We start from the raw sequence: 18,230 nt of genomic DNA, 5'->3' as shown, positions 1-18,230 counted from the left end.
CCGGAGGGGTCCGCGGGCCGGGGTCGGGCGGAGCCCGGAGCATCGGCGGGCCCCGGCGCAGCCCGGGAGGGTCCGCGGGGTTCTGGCAGGGGCTGGGACCTCCCTGCCGGGGTTTTGGGCAGGTGGGGCGGGGCCGGCGGTGGAGTGTGGGTGCTCCGGGGTGTCCCCGCAGGCCGAGCAAAACCAACCCCGGGTAGCCCTCCGACCCGGAGCGGGTTTTGCGAGCCGAGGAGACACCCCGGAGCGCCCGCGCTCCACCGCCACCACTCCGACCCGGCAAGGACCCGAGCCACCCCAGCCACCCCAGCCACCCGGCAGCCGCACGCACCACCCCGCAGCCCCACAAAGGCGGGCCGCCAGGCACGCACCCCTGGAGACCGGCCGCAGGCCGCGGCGAACCCGCCCCCGCACCCCCGGCCAGGCAAGGACCGGGTCCCGGCACCGACCCCGGGCCACCACCACCGGCCCCGGCCCGGCAGCCGCACCCGCACCCGACACCTCAGACCAGCTGGACCACCGCGCGCGACATGCCCAGGACCTTCAGGCCCGCGCTCGTCGCCGTCAGGTCCACCCGGACCCGGTTGTCGTCCAGCTTCGCCGCGACCTTCGCCGTGACCTCGATCACCGCGCCCTCGTCGTCGTTGGGGACCACGACCGGCTTGGTGAACCGCACGCCGTACTCGACCACCGCACCCGGGTCACCCGCCCAGTCCGTGACCACCCGGATCGCCTCGGCCATGGTGAACATGCCGTGCGCGATCACGTCCGGCAGCCCGACCTCCTTGGCGAACTTCTCGTTCCAGTGGATCGGGTTGAAGTCACCCGACGCCCCCGCGTACCGCACCAGCGTGGACCGCTGGACCGCGAAGGTACCGGCCGGCAGCTCGGTGCCGACCTCCACGTCGGCGTAGTGGATCTGCGCAGCCATGTCAGGCCCCCTCAGTGTCGGCGGAAGCAGAGGAAGCGGCGGCAGCGGCAGGATCGGCCGGAGCCCGGGACACGAGCTTCGTCCAGGCCGTCACCACGTGCTCACCGGTCTCGTCGTGGACCTCACCGCGGATGTCGATGATGTCGTTGCCCGCGAGGGACTTCACGGCCTCGATGGTGGACGTCACCAGCAGCCGGTCACCCGCGCGCACCGGCCGGGTGTAGGCGAACTTCTGGTCGCCGTGCACGACCCGGCTGTAGTCCAGGCCGAGCTGGGGATCCTCGATGACCTGCCCGGCCGCCTTGAATGTGATCGCGAACACAAAGGTCGGAGGCGCGATCACATCCTGGTGACCCAGCGCCTTGGCCGCCTCGGGATCGGTGTAGGCGGGATTGGCGTCGCCCACCGCCTCCGCGAATTCGCGGATCTTCTCCCGGCCGACCTCGTACGGATCGGTGGGCGGGTAGCTCCGCCCCACGAAGGACTGGTCGAGCGCCATGGCGAACTACCTCCTGTGTTGGATGAGACACATGAAAAAGACGTGCGGAAACGACACAAGGCCGCCCCCCTTGCAGGGGACGACCTTATGACGGAGCCTGTATTCGAGAAACCGCTGGGGTCAGCGGGTCTCGCGGTGCGCGGTGTGCGAGTTGCAGCGCGGGCAGTGCTTCTTCATCTCAAGACGGTCCGGGTCATTACGCCGGTTCTTCTTGGTGATGTAGTTCCGCTCCTTGCACTCCACGCAGGCCAGCGTGATCTTCGGGCGGACGTCGGTGGCAGCCACGTGAGTGCTCCTTGACGGAAATTGGGACGGATGAACGCATACAAGAGTAGCCGACCGGGAGACCGACCCCGCAATCGGCTACTGTGTGTAGCGGCGACCGGACTTGAACCGGTGACACAGCGATTATGAGCCGCTTGCTCTACCGACTGAGCTACGCCGCTTTGGTGTGATTGCTCCCCTACCTTAAAGCAGGCAGGGGACCTTTCTCACCAGAGCCCCAATGCGGAATCGAACCGCAGACCTTCTCCTTACCATGGAGACGCTCTACCGACTGAGCTATTGGGGCGAGCGATGAAGACATTACACGGTTGCCCGCCGATCGCCCAAATCCTTTGCGGCGCCTGGCCTCTGACGGGGATCCGCCGCGGTCCGCACCCCGCCCCCTCGGCCGAGGACACACCACTCGCGCCCCACGCTCCCCGGACCACGGCCCCCACCCCCACCCTCACCCCCGCACCACACCGGTACGACTATTGCGCCCTGCCCCGACGCTTCCCGGAACCGGGCCGCACCGCGCCCTAGGCTCTGAGCACGCTGCGTGATCTTGGGCCGCGAGCCGCGGCCACGGGCCCAGGAACCGCCCGAGCCACCGCAGGAGCGCGATGTCCGACAGCCAGCCGCCGCAGCCGTCCCACTCCCCGCGCGGCGGCCGCGGCGAGGGCGGCGGCAAGGGCCCCGCTCCCGCCCCCGCCGACACCACCACCCTGCTGCTCGCCGGAGCCCGCCTGACCGATGGGCGTACGGTCGACGTCCGGCTCGGCGGCGGCCGCATCCAGGCCGTCGCCACCGCCGGGAGCCTGTCCGCGCCGACCGCCTCCCGGGTCGACCTGACCGGCTATCTGCTGCTCCCCGCGCCCGCCGAGCCGCACGCCCACGCGGACACCGCGCTCACCGCCGACGGCGAAGGACCCGTGTCCCACACGGCCGACGAGGTCCAGCGCCGCGCCACCGAGGCGGCCCTGCTCCAGCTCGGCCACGGCGCCACCGCCATCCGCTCGCACGTCCGCGTCGCCGACCCGCACGGCCTCGTCCCGATGGCGGCGGTGCTCCAGGCGCGCCGCTCGCTGCGCGGTCTCGCCGACCTCACGGCGGTCGCCGTGCCCCGGCTGCTGACCGGGGTCGCGGGCGCCGACGGGCTGGCGATGCTGCGCGACGCGGTCAAGATGGGCGCGGCCGTCGTCGGCGGCTGCCCGGACCTCGACCCCGACCCGAGCGGCTTCGTCGAGGCCGTCCTGGAGGTGGCCGGCGAGCACGGCTGCCCTGTGGACCTGCACACGGACGGTGACGATCCCGGCCGGCTCGCCCGGCTCGCGGCCATGGCCGGCGGGCTGCGCGCCGGGGTCAGCATCGGCCCCTGCGGCGGCCTCTCGCGGCTGCCGCTCGACGTCGCGGCGCGGGCCGCCGACCAACTGGCGGCGGCCGGGGTGCGGGTCACCTGCCTGCCCCAGGGCGATTGCGCCGCCCTGGAGCGGCGCGGGCTGCGCACGGCGCCCGTACGGCTGCTGCGCGCCGCCGGGGTGCGCGTGGCGGCGGGCAGCGGGGCGCTGCGGGACGCCGGGAACCCGGTGGGCCGCGGGGACCCGCTGGAGGCCGCGTACCTCCTCGCCTCCCAGGGCGGGCTGCGGGCGGCCGAGGCGTACCACGCGGTGAGCACGGCGGCCCGGGAGGCGATGGGGCTGCCGGAGGTGCGGGTGGAGGCCGGGTTCCCGGCGGAGCTGCTCGCCGTGCGCGGGGACCGGATCGCGGGGGTGCTGTCCCTCGCGTACAGCCGGATCGTGATCCACCGCGGGCGGGTGGTGGCCCGGACGAGTGCGGTGCGCGAGTACTGCGACTCGGCGGTCGCGGTCGCCCTCGACCTGCCCCGACAGGGCCGTATGGAGCCCGGTCCCTGAGCGTCGGCGCCGCGTTCGGGCGCGGGGGCGCGCGGGTCGACGTACGGTCGAGGCATGCGCATTGTCATCGCTGGTGGACACGGTCGGATCGCGCTGCGGCTGGAGCGCCTGCTCGCCGCGCGCGGGTACGAGGTCGCGGGCATCATCCGCGACCCGGCACAGGGCGACGATCTCCGGGCGGCCGGTGCCGAACCGGTCCTCTGCGACCTGGAGTCGGCGACGGTCGAGCACGTCGCGGGGATCCTGCAGGGTGCGCAGGTCGCGGTGTTCGCGGCCGGCGCGGGCCCGGGCAGTGGCGCCGGGCGCAAGGAGACGGTGGACCGGGGTGCCGCGGTGCTGTTCGCCGACGCGGCCGAACGGGCGCGCGTACCGAGGTTCCTGATGCTCTCTTCGATGGGGGCGGACGCGCACCATCCGGGCGACGACGTCTTCGACGTCTACCTGCGCGCCAAGGGCGAGGCGGACGACCACCTGCGGACCCGGCTGGGCCTGGAGTGGACCGTCCTGCGCCCCGGCTCGCTCACCGACGACGCGGGGACGGGCCTGGTCCGTCTGGAGGCCAGTACGGGCCGTGGGCAGGTCCCCCGCGACGACGTGGCGGCGGTGCTGGCCGAGCTGGTGGAGACCCCGGCGACGGCCGGCCTGACGCTGGAGCTGGTGTCGGGTACGAAGCCGGTCGCGGTGGCGGTCAAGGACGTGGCGGGCAACTGAGGCGGAAGCCCGCGAACCCGGGCGCGACGCTCAGCCCGGGCGCGACGCTCAGCCCGGGCACAGCGCTCAGCCCGGGCACAGCGCTCACGGGGCGTCAGAAGTCGGCGTTCACCTGGTCGTCGGAGCGCAGGACGGAATCCTGCGCGAACTGCTTCTCGTACGCCCGGCGGATCCGCTCGATGCTCTCGCCGCGCTCGTCGGCGCCCTTCTGCGGGTAGAGCAGGACGACCTCGTACGAGGTCTCGCGGACGATCCGTCCGTCGGGGCCGCGCCACTGCCCGTGCCCCGGCTGCACGGTCAGCCCGTCGGGGAAGGCGGGGGTGACCTCCCGGTCCAGGAAGCGGTCGAACTCCCGCTCCGCGACCGGCGGCGCACCACCGGGGCGCTCGGTGCCGAAGTAGAGCCGGGTTTCGCGGTAGGGCGCGCCGGTGTGCCCGTGCATCGCCGCGCCGACCAGGGCCGGGATGCCCGCTCCGAGCAGGGCGAGGAGTACCCCGCCGCCGAGCTTTCCGCGGGTGTCAGTAGTCCACATCACGCGGGGTGAACGACCGACGGGCCCGCGCGTTGCGGCCGGTACGCCCTCCGTGCGGCATACGGGCGACGGCGCCCGGCGGCGCCCGGCGGCGGCCGCCGGCCCAACCGGGCGCCCCCGGGGGCGTTTTCACCCCGGGAAGCCGGGTAGCCGCGCCGTCAGACGGCCACGACAGCGGAGGCAACTCATGGGTATCGGCGGATGCATCATCCTGATCGTGGTGGGCGCCATCCTCACCTTCGCCACCGACTGGAAGATGGAGAGCGTCAACCTCGATCTGGTCGGCCTGATCATGATGGCGGTGGGCGCGATCGGCCTCGCCGTGTACACGAGCATATTCAAGCGCCGCCGGACCGCGGGCGCGGCGATCCCGGTCGTGGAGGAGACTCGCCGGGACATCATCTAGCCCCGTCACGCAGCCCCGGCACGGGCGCGGGGACGTACGGAAACGAAGAAGTCCCCCTCGCCTGCGTTTCCGCAGATGAGGGGGACTTCTTTACCACGTGGCGGCGCCAGGATTCGAACCTGGGTAGGCTAAGCCGACGGATTTACAGTCCGTTCCCATTGGCCACTCGGGCACACCGCCATGGGAGGCCGCCGTCGATTTCCGCCTTGCGGCGGTGCTCTCTGGCAACGACGTAAACGATACCTGATGGACAGGGGTGCTCCGCCACCGCATTGATCGGACACGGGGCTCCGGGCTGTCCGGTCCGATCGCGGAGACAGGCCCTAGGCTTGACGGCGCGGCCGGGGAACGTCCGGCGCGTGCCCCTGCGGGCCATCACAGCCGATTTCAAGGAGCCACAGCACATGGCCGACTCCAGTTTCGACATCGTCTCGAAGGTCGAGCGGCAGGAGGTCGACAACGCCCTCAACCAGGCCGCCAAGGAACTCTCGCAGCGCTACGACTTCAAGGGCACCGGCGCCACGATCGCCTGGTCCGGCGAGAAGATCGTCATGGAGGCGAACTCCGAGGAGCGCGTCAAGGCGATCCTCGACGTGTTCGAGACCAAGCTGATCAAGCGCGGCATCTCGCTGAAGGCGCTCGACGCCGGCGAGCCGCAGCTGTCCGGCAAGGAGTACAAGATCTTCGCCACGATCGAGGAAGGCATCTCCCAGGAGAACGCCAAGAAGGTCGCGAAGATCATCCGGGACGAGGGCCCCAAGGCCGTCAAGGCCCAGGTCCAGGGCGAGGAACTACGCGTCACCTCGAAGAGCCGCGACGACCTCCAGGAGGTCCAGGCCCTGCTCAAGGGCAAGGACCTGGACTTCGCGATCCAGTTCGTGAACTACCGCTGACCGGCTGACCCACTGGCCGCGGGCCCGCTGATCGCGGGCGCACGGCCGACCTGGCACGGCCGCCGAGGGCGCAATGGGGAACACCCCGTTGCGCCCTCGGCCGTTTCGGGCAGGCGTTCGGGACGTCACGCCCGCGGTCGGGCGCCCGGCGGGGTGTGCGCGGAGCGCGTGCGGCGCACGGGCCCCGGGGGGCTTCGGTGCGGACTGGGCCCGGCGGGACGCGCCCCACCACCCTGGGGGGCGACCATCACCGCGTGGGCAGGGGGGCTCGGATGCCAGGGGACGGCACTTTCCGTGAGGACGTGGGAGCGTCCGTCGTGGTCGCGCTGGTGGCGCTGCCCCTGTGCGTCGGAGTGGCGGTGGCCTCCGGGGTGCCCGCCGAGCTGGGCATCGTCACCGGCGTCGTCGGCGGGCTCGTCACCGGCTGGTTCCGCGGGAGTTCGCTCCAGGTCAGCGGCCCGGCGGCGGGGCTCACCGTGCTGGTCTACGAGGCGGTGCGGACGTACGGCGTGGCCGCGCTCGGGGTCCTGGTCCTCGCGGCCGGGCTGCTCCAGCTCGCGATGGGCGCGCTGCGCCTCGGGCGGTGGTTCCGGGCGGTCTCGGTGGCCGTCGTCCAGGGGATGCTCGCCGGGATCGGGCTCGTACTGATCGCCGGACAGCTGTACGCCGTGGCCGGGGTGGACGCGCCCGGCGGGACCCTGGAGAAGTTCGGGGGGCTGACGCGGCTGCTCGCGGAGGCCGACTGGGCGGCGATCGCCCTGGGGGCCGCCACCGTGCTGGTGATGGCGGGGTGGCGGCGGCTGCCGGACACGGTCCGGGTGGTGCCGGGGGCGCTCGTCGCGGTGGCGGCGGCGACCGGGGCCGCGGTGCTGCTGCGACTGCCGGTGGCGAAGGTCGAGGTGACCGGGGTGCTGGACGCCGTATCGCCGCCCGGCTGGGGCGCGTTCGCCGTGCTCGGCTCCGCCGGGGCCGTGGGGACCGTGGTCGCCCTCGCGCTGATCGCCTCCGCCGAGACCCTTTTCAGTGCGGCCGCCGTCGACCGGATGCACCACGGCCCGCGCACTGATTACGACCGCGAACTCATCGCCCAGGGCGCGGGGAACGCGGTCTGCGGGCTGCTCGGCGCGCTCCCGATGACCGCCGTGATCGTGCGCAGCGCGGCCAACGTGGAGGCGGGGGCGCGGACCCGGGCCGCCCGGGTGCTGCACGGGGCCTGGCTGCTGCTGTTCGCCGTCCTGCTGCCGCACGCGCTGGCCGTCGTACCGCTGGCCGCGCTGGCGGGCGTACTCCTGCACGCGGGCTGGAAGCTGCTGCCGGTGCGCGGGGTGGCGGCGCTGTGGCGCTCGCACCGCGGGGAGGCGGTGGTGCTGGTGGCGACGGCGGGGGCGATCGTGGCGACCAACCTGTTCGAAGGGGTGCTGGTCGGGCTGGTGCTCGCGGTCGCGAAGGCGGCCTGGGAGACCTCCAGCATGCAGCTCGAGCAGGTGTGGGAGGGGGACGTGCTGTGCCTGCGGGTGGCGGGCAACGCCAGCTTCCTGCGGCTGCCGCGGCTGCTCGACGTCCTCGACGCGCTGCCGGGTGACGGAGCCGTGCGCTTCGACCTGAGCGGGGTGCGCCACCTCGACCACGCGTGCCTGACCGCCCTGGACGGCTGGCAGGCGCAGCGTGCGGAGCGCGAGGCTTCGGCTCCCGGCCACGGGGGCGTCACCGGGCCCGGCTAATCTCCCGCCCGTGACGAACGACGTGAGCGGTGCCCCGAGCAGTGCCCCGGACGGCGGGCTGACGCGCAGCCTCGGAGTGGGCGACGCGGTCGTCGTCGGGCTGGGCGCGATGGTCGGCGCGGGGGTCTTCGCCGTACTGGCCCCCGCGGCCCGGGCGGCCGGCGGCGCGCTCCTCGCCGCGCTCGCCGTGGCCGCGGTGGTGGCGTACTGCAACGCCTGGTCCTCGGCCCGGCTGGCCGCCCGCCATCCGTCGTCCGGGGGGACGTACGTGTACGGGCGCGAACGGCTCGGGCCGTTCTGGGGGTATCTGGCGGGCTGGGGCTTCGTGATCGGCAAGACCGCGTCGTGCGCGGCGATGGCGCTGACGGTGGGCGCGTACCTGTGGCCGGGGCGGGAGCACTTGGTGGCCGTCGTGGCGGTGGTGGCGCTGACCGCGGCGGGGTACGGGGGCGTGCGGAAGTCGGCCCGGATCGCCCGGGTGATCGTCGCGGCCGTGCTGGCGGTGCTCGCCGGGGTCGTGGTCCTCTGCCTGACCTACGGCGCGGCCGGGGGCGGGGTGCCGTTCTCGTGGGACGGGCCCCGGGGGGTGCGGGGGCTGCTGGAGGCGGCCGGGCTGCTGTTCTTCGCCTTCGCCGGGTACGCGCGGATCACCACCCTGGGCGAGGAGGTCCGGGATCCGGAGCGGACCATCCCGCGCGCCGTGCCGCTGGCGCTGGGGATCGCGCTGGCCGTCTACGCGGCGGTGACGGTGGCCGCGCTGTCGGTGCTGGGGACGGCCGGGCTGGCCGCCTCGACGGCCCCGCTGTCCGACGCGGTCCGGGCGGCGGGGTGGGGCGGGCTGACCCCGGTGGTGCGGGCGGGGGCGGTACTGGCGGCCCTGGGCGCGCTGCTGGCGCTGGTGCTGGGGGTGTCGCGGACCGTCCTGGCGATGGCCCGGGACGGCCATCTCCCGCGCGCGCTGGCGGCCGTACACCCGGGGCACGGGGCGCCGCACCGGGCGGAGCTGGCGGTGGGGGCCGTGGTGGCGGTGCTGGCCGGGTGCGTGGACCTGCGGGGGGCGATCGGGTTCTCGTCGTTCGGGGTGCTCGCCTACTACGCGATCGCCAACGCGGCGGCGTGGACGCTGGGCGGGGGCGTGGGCGGGGGCCTTGGCGGGCGTCTCGGGGGGCGTGTGACGGCGGCTGTGGGGCTGGCCGGGTGCGTGGTGCTGGCCTGCGCGCTGCCGCTCGCGTCGGCGGTGGCGGGCGCGGGGGTGCTGGCGCTGGGCGCGCTGCTGTACGGCGTACGGCGGCGCCCCGGTCCCCGCGCGGGGTCCGGGGCGGGATCCGGGGCGGCGCGCTAGCGCGTCGCGTCGTCGTGTCCTGGTCGTGTCGCGTCGTCGCGTCCTGGTCGCGTCGCGTCGTCGCGTCCTGGTCGTGTCGGGGCGTGTCGTGCGTACTGCTCGGGGCCCTTGGACGCGCCCTTGGCGGGACCCGTGTCCGAGTCGTGGCCGATGAAGAAGGTGGGCCTGCGCTGCACGGCGGTGTAGATGCGCCCGATGTACTCGCCGAGCAGCCCGACGCAGATCAACTGCACGCCGCCGAGGAAGAGCATCGCCACGAAGAGCGAGGTCCAGCCGGGGACGGTGTGCCCGATGAGCCAGATGACGAAGGTCACGGCCATCAGCACGAAGCAGGAGAAGAAGGTGAACACCCCGAGCCAGGTCGCCAGGCGCAGCGGGGCGGCGGAGAAGGTGATGACGCTGTCGACCGCGAGCCGGATCATCTTGGCCAGCGGGTACTTGGTCTGGCCCGCCACGCGCTTGTCGCGGTGGTAGGTGACCTGGCCACTGGGGAAGCCGAGCCACGGCACGAGCAGGCGGTACACCTGGTGCTGGTCGGGGAGGGCCTTGAGCGCGTCGACGGCCTCGCGGCTGAGCAGGCGGAAGTCACCGGCCTGCGAGGGGACCTGCTTGCCGACGATGCGGCGCATCAGCCAGTAGTAGAGGCCGGCGGTGCGGCGCTTGAAGCCGGTGTCGGTGCTGCGGTCGGTGCGGACGCCGTAGACGATGTCGAGGCCTTCGGCGACGGCCAGGTCGAGCATCTCCGGAATCTTCTCCGGCGGGTCCTGGAGGTCGGCGTCGATGCTCGCGACGTACGCGCCCTTGGAGCTGTGCAGACCGGCGGTCAGGGCGGCCTGGTGGCCGGAGTTGCCGCGCAGCGTGACGATGCGCAGCTCGGGCCAGGTCCGGCGGAACTCCTCCAGCAGCTCGGCGGTGCGGTCGGCGCTGCCGTCGTCGACGGCGATGACCTCGTAGCCGACGGCCGTGCCGTCGAGCGCGGGCCGCAGGCGTTCCACCAGCGCCGGGAGGGCTTCCTCCTCGTTGTACATGGGAACGACGACCGACAGGGTCGTCGTGGAGGGCGCTGCCGACATGGGTGATCCTGCTCGTGGTTTCAGCCTGACGGCGCATGGGCCTCAGGAGCGCATCGGACCGCTCAGCGCGAGGCGAACGGGGCGTCGGTGGGGACGATCTCGCGGCCGAGCGGAAGCAGGGCCAGCGGGACCATCTTGAAGTTCGCGATGCCGAACGGGATGCCGATGATCGTGACGCACAGGGCGAGCCCGGTGACGATGTGGCTCAGGGCCAGCCACCAGCCCGCGAGGACCAGCCACAGGACGTTGCCGACGCAGGACGGGGCGCCCGCGTCGCGGCGCTCGACCGTGGTGTAGCCGAAGGGCCAGAGGGCGTAGACCGCGATCCGGAAGGCCGCGATACCGAAGGGGATGCCGATGATCGTGATGCAGAGGATCAGGCCGGCCAGGGCGTAACCCATACAGAGCCAGAAGCCGCTCAGTACGAGCCAGATGATGTTCAGGATGGTTTTCACTGCCGTCGGCCTGCCATCTGTTCGAGCCGGGCGATGCGCTCGGCCATCGGGGGGTGCGTTGAGAACATTCTGGACATCCCTTCGCCCGGGCGGAAGGGGTTCGCGATCATCATGTGGCTCGCGGTCTCCAGGCGGGGCTCGGCGGGCAGCGGGAGCTGCTTCGTCCCGGCGTCGAGCTTGCGCAGGGCGCTGGCGAGGGCCAAGGGGTCACCGGTGAGCTGGGCGCCGGAGGCGTCGGCCTCATACTCGCGGGAGCGGCTGATGGCCAGCTGGATGACGGAGGCCGCGACCGGGCCGAGGATCATGATCAGCAGCATGCCGAAGATGCCGGGGCCCTCGTTGTCGTTGGAGCGGCCGACCGGGATCAGCCAGGCGAAGTTCACCAGGAACATGATCACGGAGGCCAGGGCTCCGGCGACCGAGGAGATCAGAATGTCCCGGTTGTAGACGTGGCTCAGCTCGTGGCCGAGGACCCCGCGCAGCTCGCGTTCGTCGAGGATGCGCAGGATGCCCTCGGTGCAGCAGACGGCGGCGTTGCGCGGGTTGCGGCCGGTGGCGAAGGCGTTGGGGGCCTCGGTCGGGGAGATGTAGAGGCGGGGCATCGGCTGGCGGGCCGAGGTCGAGAGCTCGCGCACGATCCGGTAGAGGTCCGGGGCCTCGAATTCGCTGACCGGGCGGGCGCGCATCGCGCGTAGAGCCAGCTTGTCGCTGTTCCAGTACGCGTACGCGTTCGTCCCGAGGGCGACGAGGACGGCCACGACCAGACCGGCCCGGCCGAAGAAACTGCCGATGACGATGATGAGCGCCGAGAGCCCGCCCAGGAGTACGGCGGTCTTCAGCCCGTTGTGCCGGCGGTGCACGGTACGCCCTCCAAGTGGTGCGGCAGGGACCCCGTCCAGGATCGGTCGACCGGTGATCGTCAATCGATGATCGGTGATCGGTGATCGGTGATCGGTGATCGATGATCGGTGATCGGTGATCGGTGATCGGTGATCGGTGATCGGTGATCGGTGATCGGTGATCGGTGATCGGTGATCGCCGGTCGGCGAACCGGTGGATCCGAGGGTCCGGGGGTCTCCGGTCCAGTGGACCCTTCCTTCCTGGTCAACGCCAGGCGGGCACGACGGGTTCCCGCCGCGGTCCCGGACGGGGCCGGGCGGGGGCAGGCGGCGGGCGGGACGGCGGCCCGGGGCGGGCCGCCGGGCGGGCGTTACTCCGTACGGGTTACAGCGGGAACAGGGCGGTGGTCGCGAAACGTAGTACCAGCTGAGGGGCGCCCGACAACACAAGAGCGAGGACAGCGGTGAGGCCGATGGCCACCACGACGGGCAGCGGGGCCTTGGGGCGGGATGCCGCCGGGGCCGCCGCGTCCGCGCCCTCGGCCGGGGTGCGGAAGAGCAGCGCCGTCCACTGGAGGTAGTAGTACAGCGCCACGACGACGTTCGCCGCCATGACGACCGCGAGCCAGCCCAGCCCGGCGTCCACGGCCGAGCGGAAGACGGTGACCTTGGCGAAGAGGCCGATGATGCCCGGGGGCAGGCCCGCCAGGCAGAGCAGGAAGAAGGCCAGCGACAGGGCGGCGAAGGGCCGCGTCGCGTACAGGCCGCGGTAGTCGCTGATCCGGCCCAGCGGGCTCGTACGGGCGACCAGGGCGGCGACGGAGAAGGCGCCCAGGTTCACCACGGCGTACATCAGGGCGTAGGCGACGGTGGAGCCGATCTGCTCCCGGCCCGCGTAGGCGGCCGCCGCGATCGGGACCAGCAGGTAGCCCGCCTGTCCGACGGAGGACCAGGCCAGCAGCCGGACGGCGCTGTGCGCGCGGTCCTTGGCCTGGCGCAGCGCGGCGGCGTTGCCCAGGGTCATGGTGAGCGCGGCCAGCACCGCCAGCGCCGGGCCCCAGATGTCCGAGAACGCCGGGAAGGCGATCACGGTGACGAGGATCAGGCCGGTGAAGCCGACCGCCTTGCCGATGACCGAGAGGTAGGCGGCGATGGGCAGCGGGGCGCCGACGTAGGTGTCGGGGACCCAGAAGTGGAAGGGGACGGCGGCCGTCTTGAAGGCGAAGCCGACGAGGGTGAGCGCGACGCCCGCCATGGCCAGGGTGTCGAGCTGTCCGGGGACGTCCCGCAGGCCCTCGGCGACCCGGGTCAGGTGCAGGCTGCCGGTGGCGGCGTAGACGAAGCTGACGCCGAGCAGGGAGACGGCGGTGGCCGTGACCGAGGACAGGAAGAACTTGAGGGCGGCCTCGGAGGAGAGCCGGTCGCCCCGGCGCAGGCCCACCAGGGCGAAGGCGGGCAACGAGGCGACCTCGAGGGCGACGATCAGCGTCGCGAGGTCGCGGGAGGCGGGCAGCAGGGCCGCGCCCGCCGCGGAGGACAGCAGCAGGAACCAGAACTCCCCCGCGGGCAGCCTGCTCTCCTCGACGGTGGCGACCGACAGCAGGGCGGTGACCAGAGCGCCGCCGAGGACCAGGAACTGGACGACGAGCGCGAAGTGATCGGCGGTGTAGCTGCAGGCGCCCGCGTCGCCGGTGAGGCAGAAGGTCGCGCGGTCGCCGGCGCGCAGCGGCAGCAGCGCGAGGGTGGCGAGCGCCAGGCCCGCGACGGCGGTCCAGCCGAGGAGGGTCTTGCGGCGCTCGGGTACGAAGAGGTCGGCGACCAGGATGACGAGGCCGACGGAGGCCGCGATGACCACCGGCGCGATGGCGAGCCAGTCGACGGACTGGACCAGGGTGGCCGCGCCCGGCTGCGGGGCGGCGGCGGACGCGGTGGCCGCGGTGGCCGCGTACAGGGCCGTCATGACGTGCCTCCTGCGAGGAGCTTCTGGACGGCCGGGTCGGTGAGGCCGAGGAGGACCGCGGGCCACAGGCCGGCGAGGACGGTGAGGGCGGCGAGCGGGGTCCAGGCCACGAACTCGTAGCGCTGGATGTCGGCCACGACGAGCGGGGGCTGGTCCGCGGGGCGGGCCTGCGGGTCCCCCATGCAGATGCGCCGTACGACGACCAGCATGTAGGCGGCGGTGAGCAGCGTGCCGAAGGCACCGATCGCCATGAAGGTGAGGAACGCGGGCCGGGACAGCCCCTCGGCCGGGTCGAAGGCGCCGAACAGGGTCAGCATCTCGCCCCAGAAGCCCGCGAGTCCGGGCAGCCCGAGGGAGGCGACGGCGGCGAAGGCGAGGAGCGCGCCGAAGCGGGGCGCACGGCCGTAGAGGGCCGCGCCGGTGGCTCCGGCGAGGGTGTCGAGGTCGCTCGTGCCGTAGCGGTCCTTGAGCGCGCCGACCAGGAAGAAGAGGAGGCCGGTGATCAGGCCGTGGGCGATGTTGGCGAAGAGCGCGCCGTTGACTCCGGTGGGGGTCATCGTCGCGATGCCGAGGAGCACGAAGCCCATGTGTCCGACGGAGGAGTAGGCGATCAGGCGCTTGAGGTCGCCCTGGGCGCCCTTGCGGGCCAGCGCGAGGCAGGCGAGGGATCCGTAGACGATCCCGACGACGGCGAAGGCGGCCAGGTAGGGCGCGAAGGTGTGCATCCCGTCGGGGGCGACGGGCAGCAGGATGCGGACGAACCCGTAGGTGCCCATCTTCAGCATGACGCCGGCCAGCAGGACGGATCCGACGGTGGGCGCGGCCGTGTGGGCGTCCGGGAGCCAGCTGTGCAGCGGCCACATCGGGGTCTTCACCGCGAGGCCGATCCCGATGGTGAGGACGGCGAGGAGCTGGGTGGTGTGGGACAGTCCGCGGCCGTTGTCGGTGGCCAGTGCCACCATGTCGAAGGTGCCGCTGTCGATCCCGATCAGCAGCAGCCCGAGGAGCATGACCACGGAACCGAGCAGCGTGTAGAGGATGAACTTCCAAGCGGCGGCCTGCCGCTGCGCACCGCCCCAGCGGGCGATGAGGAAGTACATCGGGATGAGGACCATCTCGAAGGCGAGGAAGAAGAGCAGCAGGTCCAGGACGGCGAAGGTGGCGAGGGTGCCGGACTCCAGGACGAGCAGCAGGGCGACGAAGGCCTTCGGGGAGGGGCCCGCGGGGAGCTTGAAGTAGCTGTAGAGCGCGCACAGGAAGAACAGCAGCGCGGTCATCAGGACGAGGGGGAGCGAGATGCCGTCGATGCCGAGGTGGATCCGGACGTTCAGCGCCTGGATCCAGCTGATGTCCGTCGTCGCCTGGAAGCGGGACGGGGCGTCGTGGTCGAAGCCCAGGGTGAGGGCGATCGCCGCGGCGAGGATCACGCCGGTCACGGTCACGCCGTGGCGCAGCACGGCCTGTTCGGGGCCGCGCCCCTTGAGCCCGGGCGGGGCCGGGAGCAGGGCGGCCACGGCGCCGAGGAGCGGTGCGGCCACGATGAACGCCAGAAGGAACTGCATCACGGATGCGCTGATATCAATCACGGCTGACTCACGGCTCACGATCCGGCGTTGACGTTGGCGAGGACGGCGGTGGCGAGCGCCAGGACCACGGCGCCGGCGAGCAGGGCGCTCAGGTAGCTCTGTACGTTGCCGGTCTGGGCGCGGCGTACGAGGGTGCCGAGCAGCCGGGGGGCGCCGCCCGCGCCCCGGACGTAGGTGTCGACGACTTCGCGGTCCAGGAAGCGGACGAGTTTCGCGGCGCCCCGGACGGGGCGGACGAAGAGCGCGTCGTAGACGGCGTCCAGGTGGAACCCGGCGGCCGCGTGGCGGTGCAGGGGCCCGAGCAGCGCCTTGCCGGGGTCGGGGGCGAGGCCTGCGGGGACGGCGGGGTGGTCGTGGGTGACCTCGGCGACCTCGGGGGCCTCGGCGGCCGATTCCGCGGCGGCGGCAGCGGCGGGCACGCCCGCGCGGGCCGGGCCCGCACCGGCGGCGGCCCTGGCAACGGCGCGCTGCCACAGGCCGTAGGTGAGCAGGGCCCCGATGGCGGCGGCGCCGGTGCCGAAGACGGAGGTCGTCAGCGTCGGGGTGAGCTCTCCGCCGTCGAACCAGTCGGCGATCGGTCCGGCGGCGAGGCCGAAGCCGAGGGACGGGATCGCCAGCAGCCACAGCACGCCGGTCATGGCGAGGGGTTCCCTGCCGTGGTCCGGGGCGGCGGCGCCGCGGCCGCGGAAGGCCATCAGCCAGAGGCGGGTGGCGTAGGCGGCGGTGAGCAGGGCGGTCAGCACACCGGCGATCAGCACGAGCCAGCCGGCCGCGCCGGGCGCGTGCTCCGCGTGGCCGCGGGCGGCGTGTTCGGCCGCGACCAGCACGGTCTCCTTGGAGAAGAACCCGGCGAAGGGCGGGACGGCGGCGAGCGCGAGCAGCGCGATCGTCATCGTCCAGAAGGCGTCCGGGATGCGCTGGGACAGGCCGTCCATCCGGGCCATGGCGGCCAGGGAGTTCGTACCGGCGGCGTGGATGATCACGCCCGCTCCCAGGAACAGCAGCGCCTTGAAGGCGCCGTGCGAGAGGAGGTGGAAGACGGCGGCGCCGCGCTCGCCGACGGCGAGGGCTCCGGTCATGTAACCGAGCTGGCCGATGGTGGAGTAGGCCAGCACCCGCTTGATGTCGTCCTGCGCGAGGGCGGCCAGCGCCGAGCCGATCATCGTCACGGCCGCCATCACGGCCATGACCACCAGCGCGGCCCGGGAGGCCGTGAAGACGGGCAGGAGGCGCGCGATGAAGTAGATGCCGGCGGCGACCATCGTCGCGGCGTGGATCAGCGCGGAGACGGGGGTGGGGCCGGCCATCGCGTCGGGCAGCCACGTGTGCAGCGGGAACTGCGCGGACTTGCCCGCGACCCCGGCGAGCAGGAGCAGCGCGATCAGGGTCGGGTGGTCGAGTCCGCCCCCCGCGACGGCCCCGAGGATCTTGGTGATCCGGAAGGAACCGGCGTCGGCGGCGAGCGCGAACAGGCCGATCAGGAAGGGCACGTCACCGAGCTTGGTGACGAGGAAGGCCTTGAGGGACGCGGCCCGGGCGGCCTCGGTCTCCCAGTAGTGGCCGACCAGGAAGTACGAGCAGATACCCATGATCTCCCAGCCCACCAGCAGCACCATCAGGTCGCCGGAGTAGACGACGAGCAGCATGGCGGAGGTGAACAGCGAGACCAGGGCCGCGTAGGACGGGTAGCGCGGGTCCTCGCGCAGGTACGCCGTGGAGAAGATCTGGACGCAGGTGGCGACGACGCCGACGAGGACGGCCGTCAGGACGGCGAAGCCGTCCAGGTGGAGCGCGAGTTCGATCGGCACCGAGCCGGTCGGGGTCAGTTCCGTCGCGGCGTCGACGGCCTGCCCGCCACCGTGCCGGACGGCGACGAGGACGGCCACCACGGCGGCGGCCAGCGTCGGAAGGACGGCCAGCGGGCGGACGAATCCGGGGGCCTTGCGGCCGAAGAGCAGTCCGGCGAGCGCGCCCAGGAACGGCAGCAGCGGGACGAGGACGGCGAGGGTCGTGGTGCTCACGCGGTGACCTCGCTCGGGTTGCTCGGGTTGCTCGGGTTGTTCGGGTTGTTCGGGTCGCTCGGCCGGTTCCGGGCGTCCGCGGGTTCCGCGGTGTCGCGGAGCCTGTCGATGTCCGCCGTGCCGCGGTTGCGGTAGACCATCAGCACGATGGCCAGGCCGATGCCGATCTCGGCGGCGGCGACGGCGATGGTGAAGAGGGTGAGGGCCTGTCCGGCGTGCAGGGTGTCGCGCAGCCAGACGTCGAAGGCCACCAGGTTGAGGTTGACGGCGTTGAGCATGAGCTCGACGGACATCAGGACCAGGATGGCGTTGCGGCGGGCCAGCACTCCGTACAGGCCGGTGCAGAAGAGGAGCGCCGCCAGTACGGCGGGATAGGCGAGGTGCATCAGCGCTGCCGCTCCTTGTCATCGCCGGCGTCCGCCGGATCGGACTTGCGGGACAGCACGATCGCGCCGACCAGGGCCGCCAGCAGCAGGACGGACAGCGCCTCGAAGGGCAGTACCCAGTGCTGGAAGAGGAACTCGCCGGACACCTTGGTGGAGCCCCGGGCCGGACCGTCGAGGTCGATCCAGGTGGTGCGGAAGGCGTCGACGACGACCCACACCAGGCACGCCGCGGCGGCCACGGCGACCGCGAGGGCGACCCAGCGATTGCCGGAGTCGGCGTCGGGGGAGCGCCCGATGGGCGCCTTGGTGAGCATCAGCCCGAAGAGCAGGAGGACGACCACCGAACCGACGTAGATCAGGACCTGGACCCAGGCGATGAACTCGGCGGTCAGCAGCAGGTACTCGACGGCGATCCCGCCGAGGGCGACGACCAGCCAGAGGGCGGCGTGCACCAGCTGCTTGGTGGTGACGGTGACGAGGGCCGCGCCGAGGGTGGCGAGGCCGACCAGGACGAAGGCGATCTCGACGCCGGTCGGGGAGAGGAAACCGGGGCCTGCCGCGGTGGCGGCCAGGGTGGCGGCGGGGCTCACGCGTCTCCCTCCGGGGTGGTCTCGGTGGGGGCCGCGGCCGCGGCGGCGGCCGCGGCGGGCGCCCCCCCGGCCGTGTGGGCGGCCGTGGGGGCGGGGGCGCTGTGCGTGGGG

The 18,230-nt window shown here is 72.9% G+C and carries 18 protein-coding genes and 3 tRNA genes; 6 read left to right on the top strand and 15 right to left on the bottom strand.

Going from position 1 to position 18,230, the window contains the following annotated elements; translation table 11 throughout:
* Positions 1 to 499: 499 nt before the first annotated feature.
* From ABT084_RS19740 to ABT084_RS19720, 5 genes are all read right to left on the bottom strand, one after another.
* Positions 500 to 928: a MaoC family dehydratase gene (locus ABT084_RS19740; RefSeq protein ID WP_351045342.1), complete on the bottom strand. Its 429-nt coding sequence runs from the start codon at positions 926 to 928 to the stop codon at positions 500 to 502.
* A 1-nt stretch (position 929) separates the two neighbouring features.
* Positions 930 to 1,427 carry an FAS1-like dehydratase domain-containing protein gene (locus ABT084_RS19735; RefSeq protein ID WP_351045339.1) on the bottom strand — a complete coding sequence of 166 codons (498 nt, stop codon included), beginning with the start codon at positions 1,425 to 1,427 and terminating at the stop codon, positions 930 to 932.
* A gap of 120 nt (positions 1,428 to 1,547) precedes the next feature.
* A complete protein-coding gene (gene rpmG, locus ABT084_RS19730; RefSeq protein ID WP_006604855.1) occupies positions 1,548 to 1,712 on the bottom strand; it encodes a 50S ribosomal protein L33 in 165 nt (54 codons plus the stop codon).
* 88 nt (positions 1,713 to 1,800) lie between these two features.
* Positions 1,801 to 1,873, bottom strand: a tRNA-Met gene (locus ABT084_RS19725).
* 52 nt (positions 1,874 to 1,925) lie between these two features.
* A tRNA-Thr gene (locus ABT084_RS19720) sits at positions 1,926 to 1,998 on the bottom strand.
* Between the two features lie 316 nt (positions 1,999 to 2,314).
* Between ABT084_RS19720 and ABT084_RS19715 the strand changes: the two genes are divergently transcribed.
* Both ABT084_RS19715 and ABT084_RS19710 read left to right on the top strand, forming a co-directional pair.
* Positions 2,315 to 3,604: an amidohydrolase family protein gene (locus tag ABT084_RS19715; RefSeq protein WP_351045335.1), complete on the top strand. Its 1,290-nt coding sequence runs from the start codon at positions 2,315 to 2,317 to the stop codon at positions 3,602 to 3,604.
* Positions 3,605 to 3,658: 54 nt separating this feature from the next.
* A complete protein-coding gene (locus ABT084_RS19710) occupies positions 3,659 to 4,315 on the top strand; it encodes an SDR family oxidoreductase (RefSeq protein WP_351045332.1) in 657 nt (218 codons plus the stop codon).
* 94 nt (positions 4,316 to 4,409) lie between these two features.
* Here ABT084_RS19710 and ABT084_RS19705 read toward each other — a convergent pair whose 3' ends face one another.
* A complete protein-coding gene (locus ABT084_RS19705) occupies positions 4,410 to 4,847 on the bottom strand; it encodes a DUF3574 domain-containing protein (protein WP_351045329.1) in 438 nt (145 codons plus the stop codon).
* A 187-nt stretch (positions 4,848 to 5,034) separates the two neighbouring features.
* Here ABT084_RS19705 and ABT084_RS19700 point away from each other — a divergent pair, with 187 nt between their 5' ends.
* Positions 5,035 to 5,253, top strand: a complete 219-nt coding sequence (locus ABT084_RS19700; RefSeq protein WP_351045326.1) for a DUF6458 family protein — start codon at positions 5,035 to 5,037, stop codon at positions 5,251 to 5,253.
* 98 nt (positions 5,254 to 5,351) lie between these two features.
* Here ABT084_RS19700 and ABT084_RS19695 read toward each other — a convergent pair.
* Positions 5,352 to 5,433 (bottom strand) — tRNA-Tyr (locus ABT084_RS19695).
* 224 nt (positions 5,434 to 5,657) lie between these two features.
* Between ABT084_RS19695 and ABT084_RS19690 the strand changes: the two genes are divergently transcribed.
* The 3 genes from ABT084_RS19690 to ABT084_RS19680 all read left to right on the top strand — a co-directional run bounded on the left by ABT084_RS19690 (position 5,658) and on the right by ABT084_RS19680 (position 9,209).
* The gene (locus ABT084_RS19690; protein WP_351045323.1) at positions 5,658 to 6,146 is read left to right on the top strand and encodes a YajQ family cyclic di-GMP-binding protein; all 489 of its coding nucleotides are present in this window, start codon (positions 5,658 to 5,660) and stop codon (positions 6,144 to 6,146) included.
* Positions 6,147 to 6,418: 272 nt separating this feature from the next.
* The gene (locus ABT084_RS19685; protein ID WP_351045321.1) at positions 6,419 to 7,867 is read left to right on the top strand and encodes a SulP family inorganic anion transporter; all 1,449 of its coding nucleotides are present in this window, start codon (positions 6,419 to 6,421) and stop codon (positions 7,865 to 7,867) included.
* A gap of 10 nt (positions 7,868 to 7,877) precedes the next feature.
* Complete coding sequence (locus tag ABT084_RS19680) at positions 7,878 to 9,209, top strand: APC family permease (RefSeq protein ID WP_351045318.1); 1,332 nt, start codon at positions 7,878 to 7,880, stop codon at positions 9,207 to 9,209.
* On the opposite strand, the gene ABT084_RS19675 is transcribed toward ABT084_RS19680, so the two are convergent.
* The 8 genes from ABT084_RS19675 to ABT084_RS19640 form a co-directional block, all read right to left on the bottom strand.
* Positions 9,206 to 10,282 carry a glycosyltransferase family 2 protein gene (locus ABT084_RS19675; RefSeq protein WP_351045315.1) on the bottom strand — a complete coding sequence of 359 codons (1,077 nt, stop codon included), beginning with the start codon at positions 10,280 to 10,282 and terminating at the stop codon, positions 9,206 to 9,208. The two genes, ABT084_RS19680 and ABT084_RS19675, sit on opposite strands and share 4 nt — an antisense overlap.
* A 62-nt stretch (positions 10,283 to 10,344) precedes the next feature.
* Positions 10,345 to 10,737: a YccF domain-containing protein gene (locus ABT084_RS19670; RefSeq protein WP_351045312.1), complete on the bottom strand. Its 393-nt coding sequence runs from the start codon at positions 10,735 to 10,737 to the stop codon at positions 10,345 to 10,347.
* Positions 10,734 to 11,597 carry a zinc metalloprotease HtpX gene (gene htpX / locus ABT084_RS19665; protein ID WP_351045309.1) on the bottom strand — a complete coding sequence of 288 codons (864 nt, stop codon included), beginning with the start codon at positions 11,595 to 11,597 and terminating at the stop codon, positions 10,734 to 10,736. Before htpX ends, ABT084_RS19670 begins: the two co-directional genes overlap by 4 nt.
* 364 nt (positions 11,598 to 11,961) lie before the next feature.
* On the bottom strand, positions 11,962 to 13,536 hold the full coding sequence (locus ABT084_RS19660) for an NADH-quinone oxidoreductase subunit N (protein WP_351045306.1): 1,575 nt from the start codon (positions 13,534 to 13,536) through the stop codon (positions 11,962 to 11,964).
* A complete protein-coding gene (locus ABT084_RS19655; RefSeq protein WP_351045445.1) occupies positions 13,533 to 15,098 on the bottom strand; it encodes a complex I subunit 4 family protein in 1,566 nt (521 codons plus the stop codon). Before ABT084_RS19655 ends, ABT084_RS19660 begins: the two co-directional genes overlap by 4 nt.
* 38 nt (positions 15,099 to 15,136) lie before the next feature.
* The gene (locus ABT084_RS19650) at positions 15,137 to 17,143 is read right to left on the bottom strand and encodes an NADH-quinone oxidoreductase subunit 5 family protein (RefSeq protein WP_351045303.1); all 2,007 of its coding nucleotides are present in this window, start codon (positions 17,141 to 17,143) and stop codon (positions 15,137 to 15,139) included.
* On the bottom strand, positions 17,140 to 17,529 hold the full coding sequence (gene nuoK, locus ABT084_RS19645; protein ID WP_351045301.1) for an NADH-quinone oxidoreductase subunit NuoK: 390 nt from the start codon (positions 17,527 to 17,529) through the stop codon (positions 17,140 to 17,142). The genes ABT084_RS19650 and nuoK overlap by 4 nt, the downstream gene beginning before the upstream one ends.
* Positions 17,529 to 18,119 carry an NADH-quinone oxidoreductase subunit J family protein gene (locus ABT084_RS19640; protein ID WP_351045298.1) on the bottom strand — a complete coding sequence of 197 codons (591 nt, stop codon included), beginning with the start codon at positions 18,117 to 18,119 and terminating at the stop codon, positions 17,529 to 17,531. Before ABT084_RS19640 ends, nuoK begins: the two co-directional genes overlap by 1 nt.
* Positions 18,120 to 18,230 lie beyond the last annotated feature (111 nt).

The sequence above is a fragment of the Streptomyces sp. NPDC002138 genome, assembly GCF_040296485.1.
Classification (GTDB): domain Bacteria; phylum Actinomycetota; class Actinomycetes; order Streptomycetales; family Streptomycetaceae; genus Streptomyces.
This window is presented reverse-complemented; position numbering and strand designations above follow the sequence as displayed.